The sequence below is a fragment of the Streptomyces sp. NPDC098789 genome (assembly GCF_044759975.1).
GTDB lineage: Bacteria > Actinomycetota > Actinomycetes > Streptomycetales > Streptomycetaceae > Streptomyces.
On record NZ_JBIWAJ010000010.1, the window covers coordinates 229,926 to 250,050 of the forward strand.

Genomic DNA, 20,125 nt, shown 5'->3' on the forward strand with positions numbered 1-20,125 from the left:
GGGCGGGGGCGGGCCGCACCCGGGTCCGAAGCGGAATCGCGGGCGCGGTCGCGGGCCCTGCGGCGGACGACGTCCCACCGCGGCCGGGGCGCCTCCTCACGGTGACCGGGCGGCTCTTTCCGGTCACGGACCGGGGTCACCGCCGAGCGGCCGCCTCGTAGTCTGGGACCGGCTCGCTGGTTCTCTCGGGGAACCGCGACAGCTCGTCGATCGTGGCCAGGAGGGGTACATGGCAGTGCGCGGGGAGATCGGCCGCAGTACGGAGACGGCCCGGCTCGGTGCCGCTCTCGAACGGGCCCGCACCGGTCTCGGTCCGGCCGTGGTGGTGGTCCGGGGAGAACCGGGCTCGGGCAAATCGGCGCTGCTGGAGACGTTCGCCGCAGGGGCGGCGGCCGGTGGGTTCCGGGTCGCCTCGGTCCGTGCGACCGGGTCCGCGGACCGCCCCTATGCCTCGGCCGACCGGCTCCTCGCCCTGCTCGGAGCCGCGGCGCCGACCGGCCCGGTCGGCGCCGACGAGATCCGGCACCGACTGGAGGCGACCCGCGTGCGCGGTGACGCTCCGCTCCTGCTGTGCGTGGACGACCTGGACCGTCTGGACCCCGGCTCCCTGCGCTGGCTGCGCGACCTGTCCCGCACGCCGCCGCCCGCACCCCTGTTGATCGTCGTGACCGCCGCACTGCCCGGCACCGGCTCCGGGGCGGTCACCGCCCCCGCCCGCGGCGCCGCCACATCCCCCGCCGTCGCCCTCCTCGCCGGCGCCGACCTCGTCGAGTTACGAGGACTCCCGCCGCACGCCCTGCCCCGGGCCGCCGAACGATGTCGGATCGTTCTCGGCCCCCGCACCACCGCCGTCTGCGCCGAGCTCACCGGTGGCAACCCCGCCCTGCTGCACGCTCTGCTAGCCCCGCACGCGGACACCACCCCCACGGCCGCCGCGCTCCTGGCCACCGCCGCCTCCGGCCCCCTTCCCGGCGCCGACCGCTGGCTGGCCGGGCTGGGCGAACCGGCCCTGGCCCTGGTCCGCGCGGTCGCCGTGCTCGGCGCCGACGCCGAGGTCACCGACAGCGCGGCCCTCGCCGGACTGCCCGTCGGCGCGACCCTCGCCGCCGTCGACGAGCTCGTCGAGGTCTGCGTCCTCGCCAACCGGACCCCGCTGACCTTCCGCCACCCGCTGCTCGCCTCGATGGTCCTGGGCCGGATAGCCGCCGGTACCCGGGTCGCCCTGCACCTGCGGGCGGCGACCCTGCTGCGCGGCCGGCACGCCGCCCCCACCACCGTCGCCCGCCACCTGATCGCCGCCGGACCGGTGGGCGAGGACTGGGCGGTGCGCCAACTCCGCTCCGCGGCGCACCGCCTGGAACGGGACGGCCGGCCGGAGGAAGCCGCCCACCACCTGCGCGGCGCCCTGCGCGAACACCTGCGCCCCCACGAACGCTCCGCCGTGCACCGCGAACTCGCCGAGATCGACGCCTTCGTGGACCCCGAGCGGGCCGCCCGGGTGCTCGACGCCGCCCGCCAGGAATGCGAGATCCCGGCCCTGGCCGCCGACTACACCCTCGCCCTCGCCTCCGTACTGACCGAATGCGGCCGTGCCGATGAGGCCGTGTCCGTCCTGGACGAGACGGCCGCCCGATTCGAGCGGCACCCGGGGGCCGGCTCGTGGCAGCTACGCCTGCGCCTGCACAAGGAGTTCAGCTTCCGGCGCGGCCCGCTCTGGCAGGCGGCCACCGACCCGCTCGGTGACCTGGTCCTCGCCTCCCCGCACCGGGGGCTGGTGGGCCGGGAGGTCGCGGCGCTGCGAGCGGCCCGCGAGGTCGACGCGGGCCTGGACCGGGCGGCCGCCGTACGGCACGCCCGGCAGGGACTGCCCCGCGGTACCGGACGGGTGCCCGGCTGCTCGGTCGGGCTGCTCTGGTACGCCTGCGGGGCGCTGCTGGCGGCGGGCGAGACGGCGGAGGCGTGGAGCCTGTGCGGCCGGGGCCGGCTGCACGCGGGCGCCCGGCCAAGCCGCTGGGAACACGTCCGGATGGAGCTGATCTGCGCCCGGATCCTGCGGGCCCGCGGGGACCTCGCCGCCGCCGAGGCCACCCTCGCCCCGGTGGTGGACCACCTGCTGCCGGCCGCTGCCGGTGGGTTGCCCTCGGCAGTGGCCGTGGTGGCGGCCCTCGCCGAGGTGCGGGCCCTGCGCGGGGAACCCGAGGCGGCCCGCGCCCTGCTCGCCGAGGCCCGGCTGGACGTCGGGCCGTTGCCCCGGCGCCGCGATTCCGCGTACGCGCTGATCGCGCGGGCCGCCGCGAACGAGGACATCGACCCCGCGCGAGCCACCGCCGACCTGCTCGCGGCGGGCCGCCTGCTGGAGGAAGCGGGGGTGCGAAACCCGGCCGTGCTGCCCTGGCGCTCCCGGGCCGCCCGGCTGCTCGCCCGGCAGGACCAACGGGCGCGTGCCGCCGCGCTCGCGCAGGCCGAGCTGGCCGTCGCCCGCCGCTGGGACACCCCGGAGTGCGTCGGCACCGCGCTGCACGCCGTGGCCCTGACCGAGACCGGGCACCGGCGGACGGAGCTGCTCGACGTGGCGGTCGCCCATCTCACCCCGACCCCGGCCGCCCTGGAACTCTCACTGGCCCGCTTCGACCTGGGCACCGCCCTCGCGGAACGGGGCGAGACCGACCGCGCCCTGGCCGAACTGGTCGGCGCGGCCGAACTCGCCCGCGCCTGCGGGGCCGGGGCGCTCCTGCGCCGCGCCCGGGAGGCCGCTGGTCGACTCGTCGCGCCCGGCCGCCCGGACCCGGGCTCCGCCATCGCGCCGGCGCCCACCGGGGCCCGGTACCCCGGCCGCGGCGCCGCGCCGGCCGCCGATGCGCCGACGGTTCCCCGGACCGACCCGCGGCTGAGCGGGCTCACCCCCCAGGAGCAGCGCATCGTCCATCTGGCGCGGGACGGGCACACCAACCGGGACATCGCGGGGCTGCTCTTCCTCGCGGTCCGTACGGTCGAGTTCCACCTCTCCGGCGCCTACCGCAAGCTGGGGATCCGCGGCCGCCGCCAGCTGTCCGAGGTGTTCGGCACCGGCTGACACCGGCTGAACCCGGCCGTTTCAGCGCGCGCCGTGCCCTCAGCCCGTGCCCTCCGCCCAGCGGGCGCCGAGTCGCCGCCAGGCCGGTTCGGCGCCGTCGTCCGCCGCCACCACGTACCGCTCGAAGTCGGCCGTGGCCGAGGTGCCGTGCGCCGACTCCACGGCGCGCGCGGCCAGATGGCACAGCAGCCCACGGTCCACCGGGGTCAGCCCGAGCCGGCCCAGCTGGAGGTAGAGATGGTTCATCACCAGCCGGAAGGAGGAGAACCACAGGTCTTCGGAGACGAAGTCGTGGTGGCCGTGTCCGGAGCGCAGCAGGGCGTGGAAGGCGCTCAGCTGCCGGGTGGGCATCCGCGGGGCCGCCGCGGCGCCCGCCATCGACACCTCCCCCGAGGCCAGCAGCGGTCCGGCGAGGCGCTGGTGCTCCCGGACGGCCGCGGCCCATTCCCGTACGAACGCCGGCCGGTCCGCTCCCGGCCCGCCCGGCTCCGCGGCCAGGCACGCCTCCACCTGCCGCAGGCGCGCGCACAGGGCCGCTTCCTGTCGGAGGAACCGCTCCTCGAAGCGGGCCCGGTAGGCGTCCGGGTCGGCGGTGCGGGAGAGGAAGGCGTCCGCGTGCGAACGGAGCGACAGCACGCCCCTGGTGATCGGCGCACCGCCGTCCTCGAAGGGGATCGACGCGGCGGCCACCGTGGCCCACATCAGATCCAGGGCCAGCACGGGCAGGGGAGCGGAACGCAGCTCCTCGTACATCCGGAAGGTCAGGTCGTTGGTGGCGGAGAGGAAGTCCGCCAGCAGTTCGCTGGCCTTCAGGGAGCCGAGCACCCGCTGCCGGTGGTCGTAAGGCCGTTCCACGACCGTGTTGTCCGCCTCCCAGGGCGACAGCGGCCCGTCCTCCATCTCCAGCTGCGCCAACCGCGCGTGGACGGGGGCCAGCGCGGCCCGGTCCGGTTCGGCGGTCGAGGGACGGGCGCGCAGGTAGCCGGTGACGACCGCCGTCACGGCGGGCCGAACCCGCTCCTCCCAGTCCGCCTGCCCGGTCCGGAAGTTGAGCCGCAGGTGCGGCCCCCGCAGCCAGTGCCGACCGAACCAGGCCCCCGCCACCCACGGCCGGACCTCCGCGAAGGCCGGCCGCAGCCCGCCCAGGACCAGCGCGGGCTGCGCGGCCCCGTCGTGGCAGTGGACGTGCAGGCTGTGCCAGGACGGTCCGGCGGGCCCGCTCACGCCGCACCCCGAGCTTGCGGCAGCTCGGCCAGAACCCGCCCCACCAGGAACCGCAGCTGGTTCTCCTGCCACAAGGTCAGCCCGAGCCGGTTGTTCACCAGGTGGGCGCAGCGCAGTAACACCAGCTCGGTGGCCGGGTGGTCGGTGCCGCCCAGATCCAGCGGACCGGCCAACGGGGAGGCGATCCAGTCGGCGGTGAAACCGCCGCTCTCCTCCAGCCGCCGCAACTCCTCGCGCAGCCGGCGCACGGAGGAGAGCCAGTAGCCCCGGTGGTCGTTGTCCACCGGGTCGGCGGCCAGCTCCCAGGTCCGCAGGGCCCGGGCGCGCAGCTTCTCCCGCTGGGCCAGGAAGCGCGGCTCCACGTCGGCCGCCTCCGGTCCGCTGCCGAAGGGGACCGGAGGCCCGCCCGCCCCGGCCCACCGGTCGCGGATCTCGTCGCACAGCGCGAACACCCCCACGACCAGGTCGAAGGCCAGCAGCGCCCGTTGGTCCATGGTCGCGCCGGCGCTCACCACCGACATCGCCAGTCGGCTCGACTCGCAGAAGTGCCGCTCCACCGCCGCGATGGCGGCGCCGTGACCGTAGTCGGCGTGCTCCCGGACGTACGGGGTGAACTCCACGGAGTTGTTGGGGCGGACCACGTCGTCATGGCCCTCCCGGCCCTCCAGCCCGGCCAACCCCCGCGCCACGCCCGCGAACCGGCTCCGGTCGACCACGTCGGGGGAGGGCGACTCGGCGAGGAAGGCGCCGATCCGTTCCTCCATGGCGGCGCGGATCCCGGCACGGTCGGCGCGGCTCCGGGGGAGCAGCCGCACCCGTACGTGCGGCCCGCCCTCCCAGTACCGCAGGAAGAAGTGGGATCGGGCCAGGCCCCGCCGCTCCAGACCGGCCACCAGCGGCTGGACACAGCGGGTCAGGAGCGCGTCCTGGTCGGCGTCGTAGAAGACGTGCGCGCACACCCAGTCCTCGGCCCGTGCGGCGGCCGGGTCCAGCGGGGCGGCGGTGTCGGGTCCGTCCGTCATGGTCATGATGTCCGTCCTTCGTTGATCTCGACGATGTACTCGGTCACCCGGGGCCCGGCGCCGTCGTGGTCCGGCAGCAGGCCGGCGTCGGGCAGCGCTTCCTGGAGGAACACGACCTGCTCGGGCCCGGCGGCCAGCAGCCGCTCCAGCACCCCGACCAGCAGCAGGTTGGCGAAGTCCACGTAGACCGGCTTGCGGGACTTGACCCGCCACACCTCCCCGCTGACCACGGACCGGGGGTCCAGGGCGCGGACGAAGCAGCGTCGCGGAATGCCGTGTGCGGCCAGCCAGTCGGCGAGCCGGAGCAGCAGCCCCCGATCGCCCTCGCCCTTCGCCCGGGTCGGCACGCTCCCCGGCGGCAGCACCCACTGCCGTCGGCTCACGGTGGCGGAGCCCACCACGACCCGCGGCTGGGCCAGTACCTCGCCCGCCCGGCCCACCTCGTCGAGGGACGGATCGCCGAACATCCGGCGCCCCGGGATCAGCAGGTTGGAAGTGGCGCCGAGGCTCTGCATCAACAGGCGCAGCGCGGGCGGCAGCCACAGCTCGGCGACGAGCCCCGGATGGACCGGGCGGATCTCCTCGCTGCGGCCCCGCGCGTGCAGGACCAGCAGGCCGCGTCCGGGATCGTGGCGCACCAGCAGGTCCCCGAGGCGGATCCGCCGGTCGGCCGCGCTGTCGCTCGCGCCCTCGGGGCAGTCGATCTCCAGCGCCACGGCGGAGGCGCGCAGCCCCACGTTGCTGCCGAAGTGGCGGCGGGTGTCGGCGTGCACCACCCCGGGCGGGGGCGCGGCGCTCTCCACCACCGTGTCCCGCAGGGCCCCGGCCCCGGCCTGGGTCAGCAGCCGCCGGATCCGGTCCCGGCCGCGCCCGTGCCCGGAGTTGACGGCGTTCACCACGAACCCCGGGCCGTCCGGGCCGTCCAACGGCTGGCCGTAGAAGGCGACCGAATCCGGCGCGCGCATCCACCCGGGTCCGCCACCGGCTACCGCGAGCAGCCGGTCGGCGGCGATCCGAACGACCCCGTCGCCGTCCGGCCGGGCGGAGCCGACCTCCTCGCACAGGGCGTCCCGCACGGCGGCCAGTTCACGTATCCGCGGCAGCCGGTGGCGGTGCATGGCCCGGTAGCCGTGCACCCCCACCGAGAGCAGGGCGGACAGCTCCGGGTCGGACCGCAGCCAGTCCTGGACCATCCGGTGGAAGGCCAGGAAGGGTACGGCGCCCCCGGCCGCGATCCGTTCGGCGAACAGGTCGGCGAGCGCGATCCGGCCGGGCAGCGCCGGATCGAGCACGGCCCAGCAGCGGCGCAGGGCGTCGAGGTCCCGCAGGACCGGCTGCCAGGTGGCCCGGTCCGGTCCGGGGAAGGGGTGGGCCAGCAGGGCGTTCTCGATGACGCTGTTCTTGGCGGGCAGCATCAGCCGGTCCGGCCCGAGCAGGTCCCGGATCCGCCGCAGACAGCCGTCCACGGTCTCCACGGCCCGCGGCCGGTCCGCCGGATCGGTCAGCCCCGGATATCCGGCCACCACCTCCGCGAGTGCTTCGAGCTCGCGGTCGACCGCCACCAGATCCGGGCTGTGCGCCCCGGCCAGGAGCCCGCGCAGCGCGGCGACGTGGTCGGGACACTGGTCCGGGAAGGGCCGCTCGACCTCCACCAGACCCAGCTCCACCAACCGTTCCAGATAGGCCGCCGCCTTGACCGGGCCGTTCCCGGTCCGCTCGGCGATGGTCGAGACCGCCTCCCCGCGGGTGGGCCGGCCCTCACGGACCGCGGCCACGCACACGTCCACCGCGGCCGTCGCGCGCAGCGACCGCAGTGGCTCCTCGTCGTCCTGCGGCCCCAGGAACTCCCAACGGTCGCCGACGAGCGCGGCGCCGGGGTTGAGCCGCAACCGACGGCGATCCCGGAACTCCGGATGCCCCTCCAGGGCCCGCACGATCTGCTGGACCACCCACACGTTGGCCTCGGCCACCGTCACCACCGCGGGACCCGCCCGGCGCGCCGGGACGCGGTCCCAGGTGCCCAGGCCGCTCACCGTGAAGGTGCTGAACGGGCTGGTCTTCCTCGTCACCCGGGCGAGATAGGTGACCAGCCGCAGGGCCAGGGACCGTCCCGGAGCCGGTTCGTTCGGGCGCGCCAGCCACTTGCGGACCTCCGCGAGGAGCACCGGACTGCTCAGCGCGAGCCCGTACTGGAAGCCCGGATCGGCCGCCGCCTTGCGCAGCAGCGCCCCTTGGGAACGCACCTGGTGGTCGATCAGTTCGTCGAGCCCGGCGCGCGCGACGGGCAGCCCGGCCCGCAGCAGCCGCCACTCCTCCACCTCGGCGACCAGCGGATCCGGCAGCACGGCCCGCACCTCGGGATTCCACAGCCGGTCGGTGAGGGGACGGCCGTTGTGGACGGCCCGCCGCAGGCCCACCAGGACCGCTCTGGCCGGCCCGGCCCGGCCGATCTCCTCGTGCAGCCGGTCCGACAGCCCGGCCGCCGTCCGCGCCAGCCGCGCTCCGGCCGTGCGCACGGCCTCCACCCGGTGCCACAGCTCGGGCGAGCACATGTCCTCCAGTACGGACACGGGCAGTCCACCGATCCGGACACCGAAGGTGTCCGGCGTCGAGAAGTCCTCGGTCACGGGGCGACTCCAGTTCACGGGAACGGATGCGGATGGGGATTGAGCGCGACCCCGCCCGGGACGCGGGCCCCGGCCCGGATCGCCACCGGTGGCCGCGCCAGCCGCGGCAACCCGTGGATACGGCGCGCCCGGTGCCCGAAGGTCATCGGCAACAGCCCCGGCACGATCACCTTCGCGCAGGCCAGAGCGCCCGCGCGGTGCTCGTCCGTGGTCTGGTCCACCACGATGACGTCCATCCCCCGATCGGTGAAACGGGCCACCACCTCGGCCAGGTCCGCCCGGATGTCCGTGCCGCGCGGCCGGCAGTCGGCGCCGGCGAACGCCTGCGCCACCGGCACCCCGCCGCCGTCGAGGTCCCCGTCCTCCTCCAGCAGGAAGGAGAACCGGTCGAAGGCGCCCGGATGGCAGTACAGCAGCGCGTGGTCGCGCATCTCGCGGACCAGCCCCGGATCGTCCACCATCGCGGCCGCGCGCCCCGCCCCGTCGCGGAACGCCGGCCGGCTGGAGCCCAGGTTCGCGGCCAGCTCCAACAGCCCGTTGAGGAGCGCCCGTTCGGCGTTCACATGGGCGCCGGCGGCGCAGACCGCCGCCGGTTCCCCGAGCCAGCGACGCCCCGGCGGGCGGACCGCCATCATCCACACCGAGGCGAGGCCATGTTCGGCGGTCGTGGCGAAGGCCAGCACCCGGTGCCCGCTCTCCTGCCGGATCCGCTCCACGAGCACCCCGATCCGGGGATCGGCCACCGTGCGCAGATCGATCCTGGGCACCGGGACCCTCCCGTACCAGGTCAGCAGGAAGGCATCCCGTTCGGCGAGCTCGATCAGCCCGTGCAGGGCCGCCTCCTCCAGACAGCCGCCCAGCGCACACCCGTTGGACACCTCGTAGGCCAGCGGCACGGCCGTCGGGCTGCTGTGCCGGGTCCGGTAGTAGGCGTAGTCCTCCGGCACCAGGACCGGCCCGTTCCGGGCGAAGGAGTGCCCCCAGACCCAGTTCAGCGGAAGGTCCGGCCGGAACGGCGGATAGGGGAAATCCGGCTCGGCGTACCGCTCGGCCGGGTACAGCCCCAAGTCCGGGGGGTACACGGCCCGATCGGCCAACTCCGCCCACCCTCCCCGCACCGTGGTGCGGTGCCCGCCGGGCCGGGCTCCGCCCCAGCGCTCCAGCGCCTCCGCGAGCGCGGTGCGGGCGCAGGAACCGAAGTCCAGATCACGTCCGAACCCGGCCTCCTCCGCCAGCCCGGGCAGCCGCACCGGGGCCGAGACCATCGGGTACGGGTAGTCGGTGCGCACGTCGAGCTGACGGATCAGCCCGGTGCGCCCGTCCACGTACCGGGAGACCAGCCCGGCCCACCCGGCCCGCAGGTCACGGACCCGGAGCACGTCCCGGTCCGGTTTGGGCCGGGGGACGTCCATCAGCACCGGCGGCCGGTCCGGCGGCAGCCCTCCGCAGCGGGCGCAGTCCGGCACCGGCAGGAAGGCGTGCCGGTCGACGGCCATGGTGGTCAGGGACAGGAAGACCAGCGCCCGGTCGGTGATGCCGCCCGCCGACGCGGCGACCTCCGCCGCCACCAGCTCCGCCGCGAGCAGGCAGGCCCAGGGGGTGAGGACCGGCGAGGGCCGGGCGGCGAGACGACCGCCGTGCGCGCGCAGCAGTGCGGCGCGGGGACTGTCCGCCCCCAGGGCCCGCTGCCGCCGGGTGCTGGCACACGCCGCGCACCCGGTCCGGCCCGGCACGGTGGTCGGACCGATCACCAGGACACCCAGCTCGACCCGTAGCGGCAGCCAGCGCACGTCGGCCCGCGGCGGCCCGGTCGCCGTCGTCCAGCCGTCGTCGGCGCTGACCACCAGCTCGCAGTCCGGGTCCTGAGGGGCCACCACCCGGTGATCGCGGGCCAGGGCCGCCCGGACCGCCGAGGCGAGCAGCCCGTCACCGGCCACGGCGATGACGGACCGGGCGGTGCCCGGGGCGGGCACGGCCCTCGCGGCGTTGGTCACACTCACGTCCTCACCTCCTGTTCGTTCGCGCGGGCGCCGGGTCCGGCGGGCGGCTGCCCGCCGGACCCGGCATCGGCCCGCGGCCGGTATCAGCAGCAGCAGCAGGAACAGCAGCTGGCCGGCGTACCGGTGGAGGTGCAGTTCGACGCACCGATCTCGACCATGGCGTGACCGACGTTCACGGTCTCCAGGCCGGCTCCGGGCGAGGTGGGCAGGACGTCCAGTTCATCGACGCTGAGGTCATCCAGGTCGAGGACGAGGTCGTTGCGCATCGTTGATCCCCTTTCTCGGTGGAACGGGTGAGGAAGCGACCGTCGAACGGTCGCTCCACGCATCCTGCGACCCGGGCACCGGCCCCGTCTCCACGGTCGGACCACAGGTCCGACCCCGGACCGGCCGCCCCCGACCACGGGTCCGACCCGTAGGTCGGCGTGGCGGCGCATCTCCCCGGGGCTCCTCACCAGGTCAGCGGCGGCTCGTACTGGGCCGTGGGCCGACGGCGGCCCAGGACGACGGTGAACACCGGCACCCGGGCCGCGTCCATCCCGAGCGCCCCCCGCACCACGGCGTCGTCGCAGCCGTTGGTGATCCGAGCGGACAGCCCGGCCGCCGCCGCGAACACGGCGATCCGTTGCGCCACGATCCCCGCCTCCTGGTGCAGCACCCGGTACCCGCGCGCCCCGAACCACCGCTCCCCGGCCAGCCGGTCGGCGGTCAGGAACACCACGGCCGCGGCCTTCGCCGAGTTGACCGCCGGGGTCCGGTCGCACAGCATGGCGACGACCTCACGGCCGTCCCCGTCCCCGTCCCCGTCCCTGTCGCTGTCCATCGCCCGCACCAGGGAAGCGGCCCCCGGCGGGCCCGCGAGCCGGTACCACCCCGGCGCGATCCCGGCCGTGTCGACCACCAGGACGTGCGCGTCCACCAGCGGCGGACACGCCGCGCCGGTGTGATCGCCGGGCACCGGCTCCAGCACGTACCGCAGGGCCGCGACCAGGTCGGCCCCGGCCGGCGGCGGGCCGGCGGGCAGGAACATCCGGCCCCCGGAGTCCCGGACCCGCAGCGCGGCGGCCAACTCCAGCTGCCCGGGCTCCGCCCCGGCCCCGGTCGTGCTGCTTTTGGCCGTCAGGGTCCCGGCCGGTCCGGGGGGCGGCAGCAGGAAATCGGCCGGATCGATCGGTGCGCCGGGCCCCGGCATCCGGGCGGCGAGGTCCAGGGCGGTCAGCCCGGCCCAGGCACCCGCGTCCGCGGAGTTGGGCGCCAGGTGCACAGGCCGGATCCGCGGTACCACCCCGTCGCCCGGCTCCGGCAGCCCTCCGGTCCCCGTATCCCCGGCCGGCTCGGGCACCCTGTCGCCCGGCTCCGGCACCCCGTCCGTTCCCGGAGGACCGGCCGCCCCCTCCGGTGGTCCCGCCCAGGGGTCCGCCGCCCCGAGGTCGACCAGGGCGAAAGCAGTCTCCTCCACGCCGTCCAGCCCCAGCGCCCGATTGACCGTCGCGTCGTCGAACCGGTGGTGCACCCGCCCGGGCAACCCGAGCGCACCGGCCGCCAGCAAGGCGTTCCCCACCACCATCCCGGCCTCCTGCGCACACAGCCGGTAGGCGTAATCGCGGTACCGGAACGCGCTCTTGCGGAACCAGGCCGAGGCCACCAGCAACCCGGTCCCCGCGCCCGCCCCCGTCGCGGTCCGCACCTGCGGGGGCACCCCGCCCGGCCGCAGCAGGGTCAGGGCGTGGTGGGCCGGGTCGTAGTGGTAACACCCGGCGGGCAGGCCGTCCACCGGCCGCGCCAACCAGAGGTAGAGCTCCACGGGGTGGAAGCAGCGCGCCGAGGCCACCATCCGGTGGTACGGCCACACCGCGTGCGGGCCCAACTCGATCCGCCCCAGCCCGTAGGTCCAGTACAGCAGTGTCGACAGGGACCGCCCGTCCAGCGCGTCCCGCCGCGGGACCGCCGACGGGTGGGCGGCGCGGAAGGAACCGAAGGACCACCGCGCGTCCCCGATCCGCCGCGCCGGCACCGGCAGGACGTACCGGGGCGACCCCCGGTACGTCTTGACCGGCAGCGGATCGTCCGGGCCGCCCTCCTCGCCGTGCCCTTCGGCGAACAGGTCCCGCACCCCCTCGAAGGTCCGCCACCAGAACCGCAGACCGGGCGAACCGCGCAGGTCCCCGACGGCGCTACGCATCGCCGCGTTCCCCTGCCCCGGCCCCGGCCAGCACCACCCGCACCACGAAGGGCAGCAGCCCGGCCACCACCGGATCGTGGTCGAGCGGAACGGCCAACGGGCGCGCCCCCCGGGCCCGCAGCGCCCCGAGCATCGCCTCCGCCGCGACCCCCGCCGGGGCCCGCTGCGGCCTGCCGGTCCCCGGACCCGGGGCCACGCACCGGCCCGGCGGGACCGGCGCGTACCCGGGCTCTCCCGTGATGACGGACTGACGGTCCAGCAGGACCGCGCGCAGCCCGTCCTCCACCGCATCCGGCCCACAGGTCACCGCGACCGTCCGCCCGTCCTGCCACCAGGCCAGGACGGGCACCCCCAGGGCCCCGCCGATGTCCGCCACCGTCGGCGTCCCCCGCGCCGCCCGCAGCAGGTCCCACAGCCGGGTCGCCCGGGGCGACAGCGCCCGCACCCCGACCGTCACCGGTCGGGGCGCCACCACCCCGGCCGCGGCATCGGCCAGAGCCATCCGCGCACACTGCCCGCCGAGCCCCGCCGTCACGGCCGCGTCCCAGTCCGCTCCCGCGCCCACCCCCGTCTCGTCGGCCGCCGTGAACACCCGATCAGCGGCCACCGCCGCGGCCCGCTCGATCGCCGGGTCCCAGCCCCACAGGGTGCCGTCGGGCCCGTACCGGCGCGTGTCCGGCCGATGCGCCGCGTACCGGGCGAGCCCGCGCAGCGCCGCGTCCCGCCGGGCTTCGGCGAAGTCGAGGCCCACCCCGTACACGGGCCCGGCGTCCTCGGTGTGTGCGAGGGCCTTCGCCACATGGAGCGGAATCTGGGTGAACTCCTCCTCGTCCAGGACGCGCAGCACCCCCACGTACGGGTCGAAGCACCGGGCGGCCCGTCGCGAGAACTCCTCCCCGGCCACCGGGGCCCCGGCACGGAGTTCCCCGATCCGCCGGGTGAACTCCTCGCGGCCCTCGGGCCGGACGGGCCGGACCGCGGGGTGGGGCAGCACCGTGTGGGTGGAGGTGCGCAGGGTCTCCAGATCGATCCGGGTCAGCTCACCGGCGGCCCGCGCGTCCTGGTCCGGGGCGACGACGTCCTTCGGCGCCGAGGTGATCCCGGTCAGCGTGACGAAGGCGGCGAGCCCGAGGTGGGAGGCGACCACCGCGGCGGCCGGACCCGTCAGGAACGCGTTCTCCCGGAACGGGCCGCGCGCGTCGAGCCGTTGCCACGCCGAGCGCCAGCCGTCGCCGACCGGCCCGAGCCAGGCGACGTCGTCCAGGACCAGGCCCTGCACCAGCGTCGTGTCGGTGCCCCGGCACAGCCGGTCCAGCAGCAACGCCCGTTCCACCGCGTCGCCCTCGCCGACGTGCAGCACCGCGCCCGCCCCGTCGACCAGGTCCTCCGGCCGGGTCCGCCCCAGGTCGGTCAGGACGAGCTCCTGGTCCGGATCGCGGTCCGCCGCCTCCGCCACCAGCTCCGCCAGCCGCCCGGTGTCGGTGGGCCGCCCCGGCGCGAGCGCCGCCCGTACCCGCCGCACCCCGGACCGCAGCACCGAGGAGACCAGCGCGACGAACACCCGGCCCGCGCCCACCACCACGACATCGGCCCGCCGATAGGTCTCGAACCGGTGCGCGGCGCTGTCGCCGTGGTATTCGACGAACGCGATCTCGGACGCGTACGTCGCGCACTCGCGCGGGGTCAGCCCGTGCGGCAGGTCCGCACCGGCGTCGACCAGACACCCGGCGGTGTGCAGCTGCCGCACCAGGGCGCGCACCGCCTCCCGCTTCTCCGCGGGCAACCCCCCTACCAGTTGATCGAGTTCGACCGTGCCGTCGAGGTGCGGGGCCACCCGGTCCAGCCAGCGGTAGGCGGACCGGCCGCGCAGGGCCAGATCCGCGCCGGCGCCGAAGACGTGGACTCCATCGACGGTCGGCACGTACAACACATCGGACTTCAATCGGGGGCGCATCGTCCGCCTTCGGGTCGCAGGTCCGCCTCCCGCCCCTCGCGAGGGGCGGGAGCGGAGCGGCGGTCGGGTCCCACCCGAGTATCCGCAGCGGACGCGCCCCCGTCCCCACGGCCGACCCACAGGTCCCACCACAGGATTTCCCGCAGGGTCCGGACGTGGCGACGGGCGCGCTCCGGGGTAGGAGTTCCGCTGACCACCGAAGGGGAGGCAGAAGTGGGCGACTGGATCCCGCGCGAGGAGTGGGTGAAGACGCAGCCGCAGGCGCTCGTGGCGTCGTGCATCATGCTGCTGGACGACCAGGACCGGATGCTCCTCCTGCGGTACGGCCCCGGCCAGGCGGAAGCCAGTGGGGCGTGGTGGCTGCCGGGTGGCATGGTCGACGAGGGCGAGAACCCCTGGCCGGCGGCCCGCCGGGAGATGAGCGAGGAGACCGGCATCGCGTTGGGTGCGCAACCTTGCTTCATCGGCATCGACCACAGGGCCGACGTCCTGGGCACCGGCCCCGTCGTGGACTACTTCTTCGCGGCGCGGCGCACCGCCGGGCAGCGGATCCGGCTCAGCCTCGAACACGACCGGTACGCCCTCCACCACCCCGGGGACCTCCCGGACCGTCTGGCCGCGCACCGCCGAACGCTCGTCGCGCTGCACGCCGCAGCCTTGGCGGGCCGCGCCGTGTACTTGCAGGAGGGGCTGCCCGTATGAGCCACGTCCCTGAGGTCGCGACCGAACCGGAGCCTACGTGGCGTCTGATGCGTGGTCCGGAGCGCCATCGTGTGGGTCCGCGACGGCACTGCGCGCGTTCGCTGCTGAAGGCAGGGCGTGACGAGGGGGGCTTTCGTAGGTGAGGACGACGGCCTGGATGCCGGCGACGGCGTTCCGCGTGCCGACAACCGTTCGCGTGCGCGCCTCCCCATGTCCCGTCCGCCCGTTGAGGAGGCCGCTCAGGCGTCGAAGCGGCGGCGGGCGGCGTCGATGTCGCCGAGGTACCGGTGCGTCCAGCCGCACATGGCATCGACCGTCGCCCGCATCCCCTGGCCCGACTCGGTGAGGGTGTAGTCGACCCGCGGCGGCACCGTGGGGTGCACGTTCCGCACGACCAGGCCGTTGCGCTCCAGCATGCGCAGGTTCTGGGTGAGCATCTTGTGGCTGATGCCCTCGACCTCGTTGCGCAGCTCGCCGAAGCGCAAGGTGCCGCCACCGAGGGCCTCGATGATCAAGAACGCCCACTTGTTGGCGATGTCGGAGAAGATCTCCCGCGCCAAGGAGTCCGCACGCCTCAGATCTGCCTCTGCTACGACTGCCTCTCCTCCTTCCGCATCGCCGGGCGAGTCCTTGAACTGCTTGGTCACCAAAAGGTTCCCCAGTCACCGAAAAGTGCGTTCTTCCAGGTCAGCAGTCACTCTCCTACAGTTCCTGAGTAACCACAAGAGAGCGGGCGTCCTGCGGGGGCAACCCGCGGGCGCTCGGGACGAGAACATGAAGAGGAGGTGGGCAGCATGGCCATCACCCTGGTGGACCCCACTGGATTGCCCCAGATTCCGGTGTACCGGCAGGTGTCGGTCGCGACCGGGTCGAAGCTGGTCTTCATCGCCGGGCAGGTCGCCTGGGACGCCGACGGGGTCACGGTCGGCGAGGGCGACCTCGCCGCCCAGGTCGAGAGGAGCTACCTCAACGTCGGCACCGCGCTCGCGGAGGTCGGCGCCTCCTTCCACGACGTGGCCAGGCTGACCGTCTACGTCGTCGACTGGACCCCCGACAAGATGCCGCTGTTCCTGGAGGGAGTCGCCCGGGCCTCGGCCGAGTTGGGGATCACCCCGATGGCACCGGGCACGCTGATCGGCGTGGCGGCACTGGACGTGCCCGAACACCTGGTGGAGGTCGAGGCCACCGCGATCATCGATTGAGCGGGTCGCCGCTCTGCGTGAGTGCACATCCAGTTGCGTGGGAGTAACTCCATCAGTGCAAAGCATGCACTTGTCGTTAATCGCCAGGCGGCCTAACTTCAAAGCACAAGCACAAAGCGCAAGCACAAGCGCAACGGTACGAAGGCGCGAACGAGCCGCCTCGCCGCACCGATCGAGATCGAATCCAGGGAGTCCGCCATGAGCACAGCCATGCCCCGTCACGCCGACACGATGCTCCTGTCCGAGGTGACCGCCGCGGTGCAGAGCGCCGGCCTGACCCTGCTGGACCGGTTCACCCCGCATGCCCGGGGCGTGAGCATGGAGGAGGTCGTGGCGGAGATCTACGCCAATGACGACGCGGTGCTGGCCGTGTTGCGGGAGCCGCTGCTGCGGGCTCGGCCGGGGTCGCGGTGGGCGGAGGACGAGTTGGCCGGTGGCGCGCTGCCGGCGGGGGAGTGGTGGGTGGTCGACCCCGCCGAGGGCAACATCAACCACGTCCACGGGATGTCGGACTGGGCCGTGACCGCCACTCTGGTCCGGGACGACCACCCGGTGCTGACGGTCGTTCACCTGCCGTTGACCGGTGACACCTACACCGCTGTCGCCGGTGGCGGCGCCCACCTGAACGGCCACCCGCTGAAGGTGTCCGCCAAGGCCGACCTGGGCGCGGCCCTCATCGGTACCGGCCAGGCCAAGCCGGGCGAGGACGAGGCGACGTTCCGGCGGATCGGTGACTCGGTCACGGCCATGCTCATCAACGGTTTGGTGGTGCGGGTGTCCGTGCCGGCGACGATGCAGCTCATCCACGTCGCCGCGGGGCGGATGGACGCGTTCTGGCAGTTCTCCGACGTCCGTTCCGGCCTGGTCGCCGGCGCCCTGTTGGTCTCGGAGGCCGGCGGCACGGTCACCGACCTGGCGGGCGAAGCCTGGAGCACCGCCAGCCGCGACTTCCTGGCCGCCGCCCCCGGCCTCCACCAGGCCACCCTCGACATCCTCCAGCCGATCGCCTGACCTGCCAGACCTGACCGACCACGCCCGTACGTCCCCTCCCGCCCCACACCCCGCAAGGAGCACCACCCCATGACCACCACCATCGGCATCCTCGGCGCCGGCCGGGTCGGCACCAACCTCGCCACCAAGCTCGCCGCGGCCGGACACCACGTCACCCTCGGCGGCCGCACCCCGCAGGAGAACGCCGCCCACGCCACCGGGCTCTCCGAGCGGATCACCTTCGCCGACCAGCGCACCACCGCCCGCACCACGGACCTCGTGATCAACGCGACCCCCGGCGACAGCGCCCTCGACCGCCTCGCCGACCTGCGCACCGAGCTCGCCGGCAAAATCCTCATCGACGTCTCCAACGCCACCCACCACGCCGAGGACGGGCTCCCGGGCGACCTCCTCTACCCCGGCAGCAGCCTCGCCGAAAAACTCCAGACCGCCCTCCCCGACACCCGAGTCGTCAAGACCCTCAACACCATGCTCTTCATGGTCATGACCGCTCCCGAGACCCTGACCACCCCACCCACCGCCTACCTCTCGGGCAACGACGAGCAGGCGAAGAAGACCGTCACCGAACTCCTCACCGACCTGGGCTGGCAGCCCGCCCAGATCGAGGACCTCGGCGACATCACCACGGCCCGCGCCACCGAAGCCATGGTCCTCCTCGTCCCCCACATCCTGCGCCGCAACGGCTTCACCCCCTTCGCCATCTCCCTGGCACGCTGACCCGCTGACCCGCTGACCCGCCCACGGGCCATGGGCCGGTCGGAAATCTACACAGGGACAACAACTAGTGTGTTGATGAAGTGATTTGGTGTGGCAAGCGATGCTGATTCGATAGCGCAGAACCCTGTGAAGGTGACGTAAAAGTGGTGTAGACCTTACGCCCAGTACGGAGCGGAGAAGGGTGAGGCATGAGGGTGAAGCATCGTTGGCTGCGGGCGTCCGCGACCAGTTCCTTGGCAGTAGTGCTGCTGGCCGGCTGCGGCATGGTGTCGGATCCCGGGGCGGCCGAGGTGGTGCTCCGCGTCGTGGCCGCCGACTACGGCGACGGCCCGGCCAACTCCTCCGAGCCGTACTGGAAGGAGCTGGCGTCCAGCTTCGAGCAGGCGCATTCCAACGTGCGCGTGGAGGTGACCGTCCTCTCCTGGAACGACGTGGACGCCAAGGTCGCAGAGATGGTCAAGGCGGGCCACCCGCCCGACATCGCGCAGATCGGCGCCTACGCCGACTACGCGGCCGCCGGGAAGCTGTACGTGGCCGACGACCTCCTGTCGTTGCGTACGGAATCCGATCTGCTCGCGCCGCTCGCGGAAGCGGGCAGGGTCCGGGGCGATCAGTACGGTCTGCCGTTCGTGGCCTCGACCCGGCTGATGTTCTACAACACGAAGCTCTTGGAGAGCGCGGGCGTCATCGCCAAGGGCGCGTCGTGGCAGCCTCGGAGCTGGGCCGACCTCACGACGGCGGCGAAGAAGCTCAAGGGCGACGGGGTGCGCACCCCGATCGCGTTGCCCCTGGGGCCGGAGGAGGCGCAGGCCGAGTCGATGCAGTGGATGCTCGCCGGCGGTGGCGGTATCACGAACGACTCCGGGAACTACGTCATCGACTCGACCGCGAACGTGAAGGCCTTCGAGTTCCTGCGGGACGACCTGGTGGGCGCTGGACTGACCGGCCCGGACGAACCGGGAAGGCTCGACCGCCAGAAGGCCTTCGACGCCTTCACGCGCGGAGAGGTCGGGATACTCAACGGTCACCCCACCCTGGTGAAGCAGGCCGCCGCGAAGGGGATCAAGTTGGGGATGGTCGCGCTGCCCACGGTGAACGGCTCGGAGCCGCAGGCGATGGGCGTCGCGGACTGGCTCATGGCCTTCAGGAACGGGCACCCGCGGGAAGCCGGGAAGTTCCTCGACTATCTGTATGAGGAGAAGAACGTCACCGCCTTCACCTCGAAGTACGGACTGCTGCCGGTGACGACGAGCGGTTACCAGCGGATGCTCGGCTCCGACGATCCCGGGACCGCGCCGCTCAAGGTGTTCCTGAACGCCCTGCCGACCTCACGTCTGTACCCGGTGGGCAAGAAGTCCTGGGCCGGGGTGAACGCCGACTTGAAGAAGAAGATCGGCGCAGCCGTGCAGCCGGGCGCACGACCGGCGAAGGTGCTGGAAGAAATCGCCGAGGACGCCCGGAAGGCGGGCGACTAGAGATCTGCTCCGGTCCGATCCCGCGGGACCGTCGGGTTCGTCGGCTTCGTCGGGGGCCGCCCGGGGTGAGGTGTGCCACGTGGTCGGTCCGCCGTTCGGTGTGCGGGTGGCCCTGCCGGACTCGAAATGGTAGGGCGGGGTCAGGCCGTGAGCGTGCGTCAAGAAGTGCAGGTCACGGGCCGGTAACGGGGCGCGGTGGGGGATGCCGGGGCGGTGGCGGGGCGTCGCGTGGCGCGGTTTCGGCTCCATGGTGTCTCAGTTGTGGTGCATTCCATACGATTTGAGGCAGCCCTGAGGCCGCTGGTAGAGCTGACCGCATGATCAAAACGATTCGAAAGCCTCGTCATGCCAAGCCCCGTACCCGCACCTCCTCGACGCGAGTCGGTGTGCTCGGGGGTGTCCTGGGCACCCTCGCGTTGGCCGCCACTGCCACCCCGGCCTCGGCCCACCAGGCGGATTCGGGCCCGACGGGCGCGAGTGGGCAGGTACCGTCCTCCCGACCCGATGCCACCCCCTCCTCCAGGAGCTCCGACAGCTCCGACAGCTCGGCTCCGGACAGTGAGACGGGAGCCGTCGCGAAAGTCTTGGCCTTCGCGCGGGCCCAGGTCGGCAAGGGGTACGTGATGGGCGGGACGGGCCCGAACGCGTACGACTGCTCCGGCCTGACCCAAGCCGCCTACCGGCAGGCGGGCGTCGAACTCCCGCGCGTCTCCCAGGACCAGTCCGCGAGCGGCCGGGACGTCAGCCTGTCGGACCTGCGACCGGGCGACCTCCTCTACTGGGGCTCCAAGGGCGCCGCCACCCACGTGGCCGTCTACCTCGGGAACGGCACCTACGTCGGTGCGCAGAACTCCCGCGTCGGTGTCGTCGAGCGCAGCCTCGACTGGTCCAGCCCCTCAGGCGCCGTCCGCGTCCTGTGACGACCTGCGACGGCCG

The 20,125-nt window shown here is 74.1% G+C and carries 15 protein-coding genes; 7 read left to right on the forward strand and 8 right to left on the reverse strand.

The window, feature by feature from the left end:
• Positions 1 to 229 precede the first annotated feature (229 nt).
• Positions 230 to 3,073: an AAA family ATPase gene (locus ACIQWR_RS21630; protein WP_404011850.1), complete on the forward strand. Its 2,844-nt coding sequence runs from the start codon at positions 230 to 232 to the stop codon at positions 3,071 to 3,073.
• A gap of 39 nt (positions 3,074 to 3,112) precedes the next feature.
• Here ACIQWR_RS21630 and ACIQWR_RS21635 read toward each other — a convergent pair whose 3' ends face one another.
• The 7 genes from ACIQWR_RS21635 to ACIQWR_RS21665 form a co-directional block, all read right to left on the reverse strand.
• Entirely contained in the window at positions 3,113 to 4,297 is a 1,185-nt protein-coding gene (locus tag ACIQWR_RS21635) for a thiopeptide maturation pyridine synthase (RefSeq protein WP_404011852.1), read from the reverse strand.
• Positions 4,294 to 5,325: a lantibiotic dehydratase C-terminal domain-containing protein gene (locus ACIQWR_RS21640; RefSeq protein WP_404011855.1), complete on the reverse strand. Its 1,032-nt coding sequence runs from the start codon at positions 5,323 to 5,325 to the stop codon at positions 4,294 to 4,296. The genes ACIQWR_RS21635 and ACIQWR_RS21640 overlap by 4 nt, the downstream gene beginning before the upstream one ends.
• On the reverse strand, positions 5,322 to 7,946 hold the full coding sequence (locus tag ACIQWR_RS21645; protein ID WP_404011858.1) for a lantibiotic dehydratase: 2,625 nt from the start codon (positions 7,944 to 7,946) through the stop codon (positions 5,322 to 5,324). Before ACIQWR_RS21645 ends, ACIQWR_RS21640 begins: the two co-directional genes overlap by 4 nt.
• A 14-nt stretch (positions 7,947 to 7,960) precedes the next feature.
• Positions 7,961 to 9,946: a TOMM precursor leader peptide-binding protein gene (locus ACIQWR_RS21650; protein WP_404011861.1), complete on the reverse strand. Its 1,986-nt coding sequence runs from the start codon at positions 9,944 to 9,946 to the stop codon at positions 7,961 to 7,963.
• A gap of 83 nt (positions 9,947 to 10,029) precedes the next feature.
• Entirely contained in the window at positions 10,030 to 10,212 is a 183-nt protein-coding gene (locus ACIQWR_RS21655; RefSeq protein ID WP_399261139.1) for a hypothetical protein, read from the reverse strand.
• A gap of 185 nt (positions 10,213 to 10,397) precedes the next feature.
• A complete protein-coding gene (locus tag ACIQWR_RS21660; RefSeq protein WP_404011864.1) occupies positions 10,398 to 12,128 on the reverse strand; it encodes a SagB family peptide dehydrogenase in 1,731 nt (576 codons plus the stop codon).
• Positions 12,121 to 14,049: a hypothetical protein gene (locus ACIQWR_RS21665; protein ID WP_404011867.1), complete on the reverse strand. Its 1,929-nt coding sequence runs from the start codon at positions 14,047 to 14,049 to the stop codon at positions 12,121 to 12,123. Before ACIQWR_RS21665 ends, ACIQWR_RS21660 begins: the two co-directional genes overlap by 8 nt.
• 246 nt (positions 14,050 to 14,295) lie before the next feature.
• Here ACIQWR_RS21665 and ACIQWR_RS21670 point away from each other — a divergent pair, with 246 nt between their 5' ends.
• A complete protein-coding gene (locus ACIQWR_RS21670) occupies positions 14,296 to 14,784 on the forward strand; it encodes an NUDIX hydrolase (RefSeq protein ID WP_404011870.1) in 489 nt (162 codons plus the stop codon).
• 239 nt (positions 14,785 to 15,023) lie between these two features.
• Here ACIQWR_RS21670 and ACIQWR_RS21675 read toward each other — a convergent pair whose 3' ends face one another.
• On the reverse strand, positions 15,024 to 15,434 hold the full coding sequence (locus ACIQWR_RS21675; RefSeq protein WP_404011872.1) for a winged helix-turn-helix transcriptional regulator: 411 nt from the start codon (positions 15,432 to 15,434) through the stop codon (positions 15,024 to 15,026).
• A 144-nt stretch (positions 15,435 to 15,578) separates the two neighbouring features.
• On the opposite strand from ACIQWR_RS21675, the gene ACIQWR_RS21680 reads away from it, so the two are divergent.
• The 5 genes from ACIQWR_RS21680 (at position 15,579) to ACIQWR_RS21700 (ending at position 20,109) form a co-directional block, all read left to right on the forward strand.
• Positions 15,579 to 15,986, forward strand: coding sequence for a RidA family protein (locus ACIQWR_RS21680; protein WP_404011875.1), 408 nt, complete (start codon positions 15,579 to 15,581; stop codon positions 15,984 to 15,986).
• Positions 15,987 to 16,184: 198 nt separating this feature from the next.
• Positions 16,185 to 16,997, forward strand: a complete 813-nt coding sequence (locus ACIQWR_RS21685) for an inositol monophosphatase family protein (RefSeq protein WP_404011878.1) — start codon at positions 16,185 to 16,187, stop codon at positions 16,995 to 16,997.
• 69 nt (positions 16,998 to 17,066) lie between these two features.
• Positions 17,067 to 17,714 (forward strand): NADPH-dependent F420 reductase, encoded by a 648-nt coding sequence (locus tag ACIQWR_RS21690; protein ID WP_404011881.1) that lies wholly within the window; start codon positions 17,067 to 17,069, stop codon positions 17,712 to 17,714.
• 188 nt (positions 17,715 to 17,902) lie between these two features.
• Positions 17,903 to 19,189: an ABC transporter substrate-binding protein gene (locus ACIQWR_RS21695; RefSeq protein ID WP_404011884.1), complete on the forward strand. Its 1,287-nt coding sequence runs from the start codon at positions 17,903 to 17,905 to the stop codon at positions 19,187 to 19,189.
• Between the two features lie 584 nt (positions 19,190 to 19,773).
• On the forward strand, positions 19,774 to 20,109 hold the full coding sequence (locus tag ACIQWR_RS21700; RefSeq protein WP_404011887.1) for a C40 family peptidase: 336 nt from the start codon (positions 19,774 to 19,776) through the stop codon (positions 20,107 to 20,109).
• Positions 20,110 to 20,125: the final 16 nt, after the last annotated feature.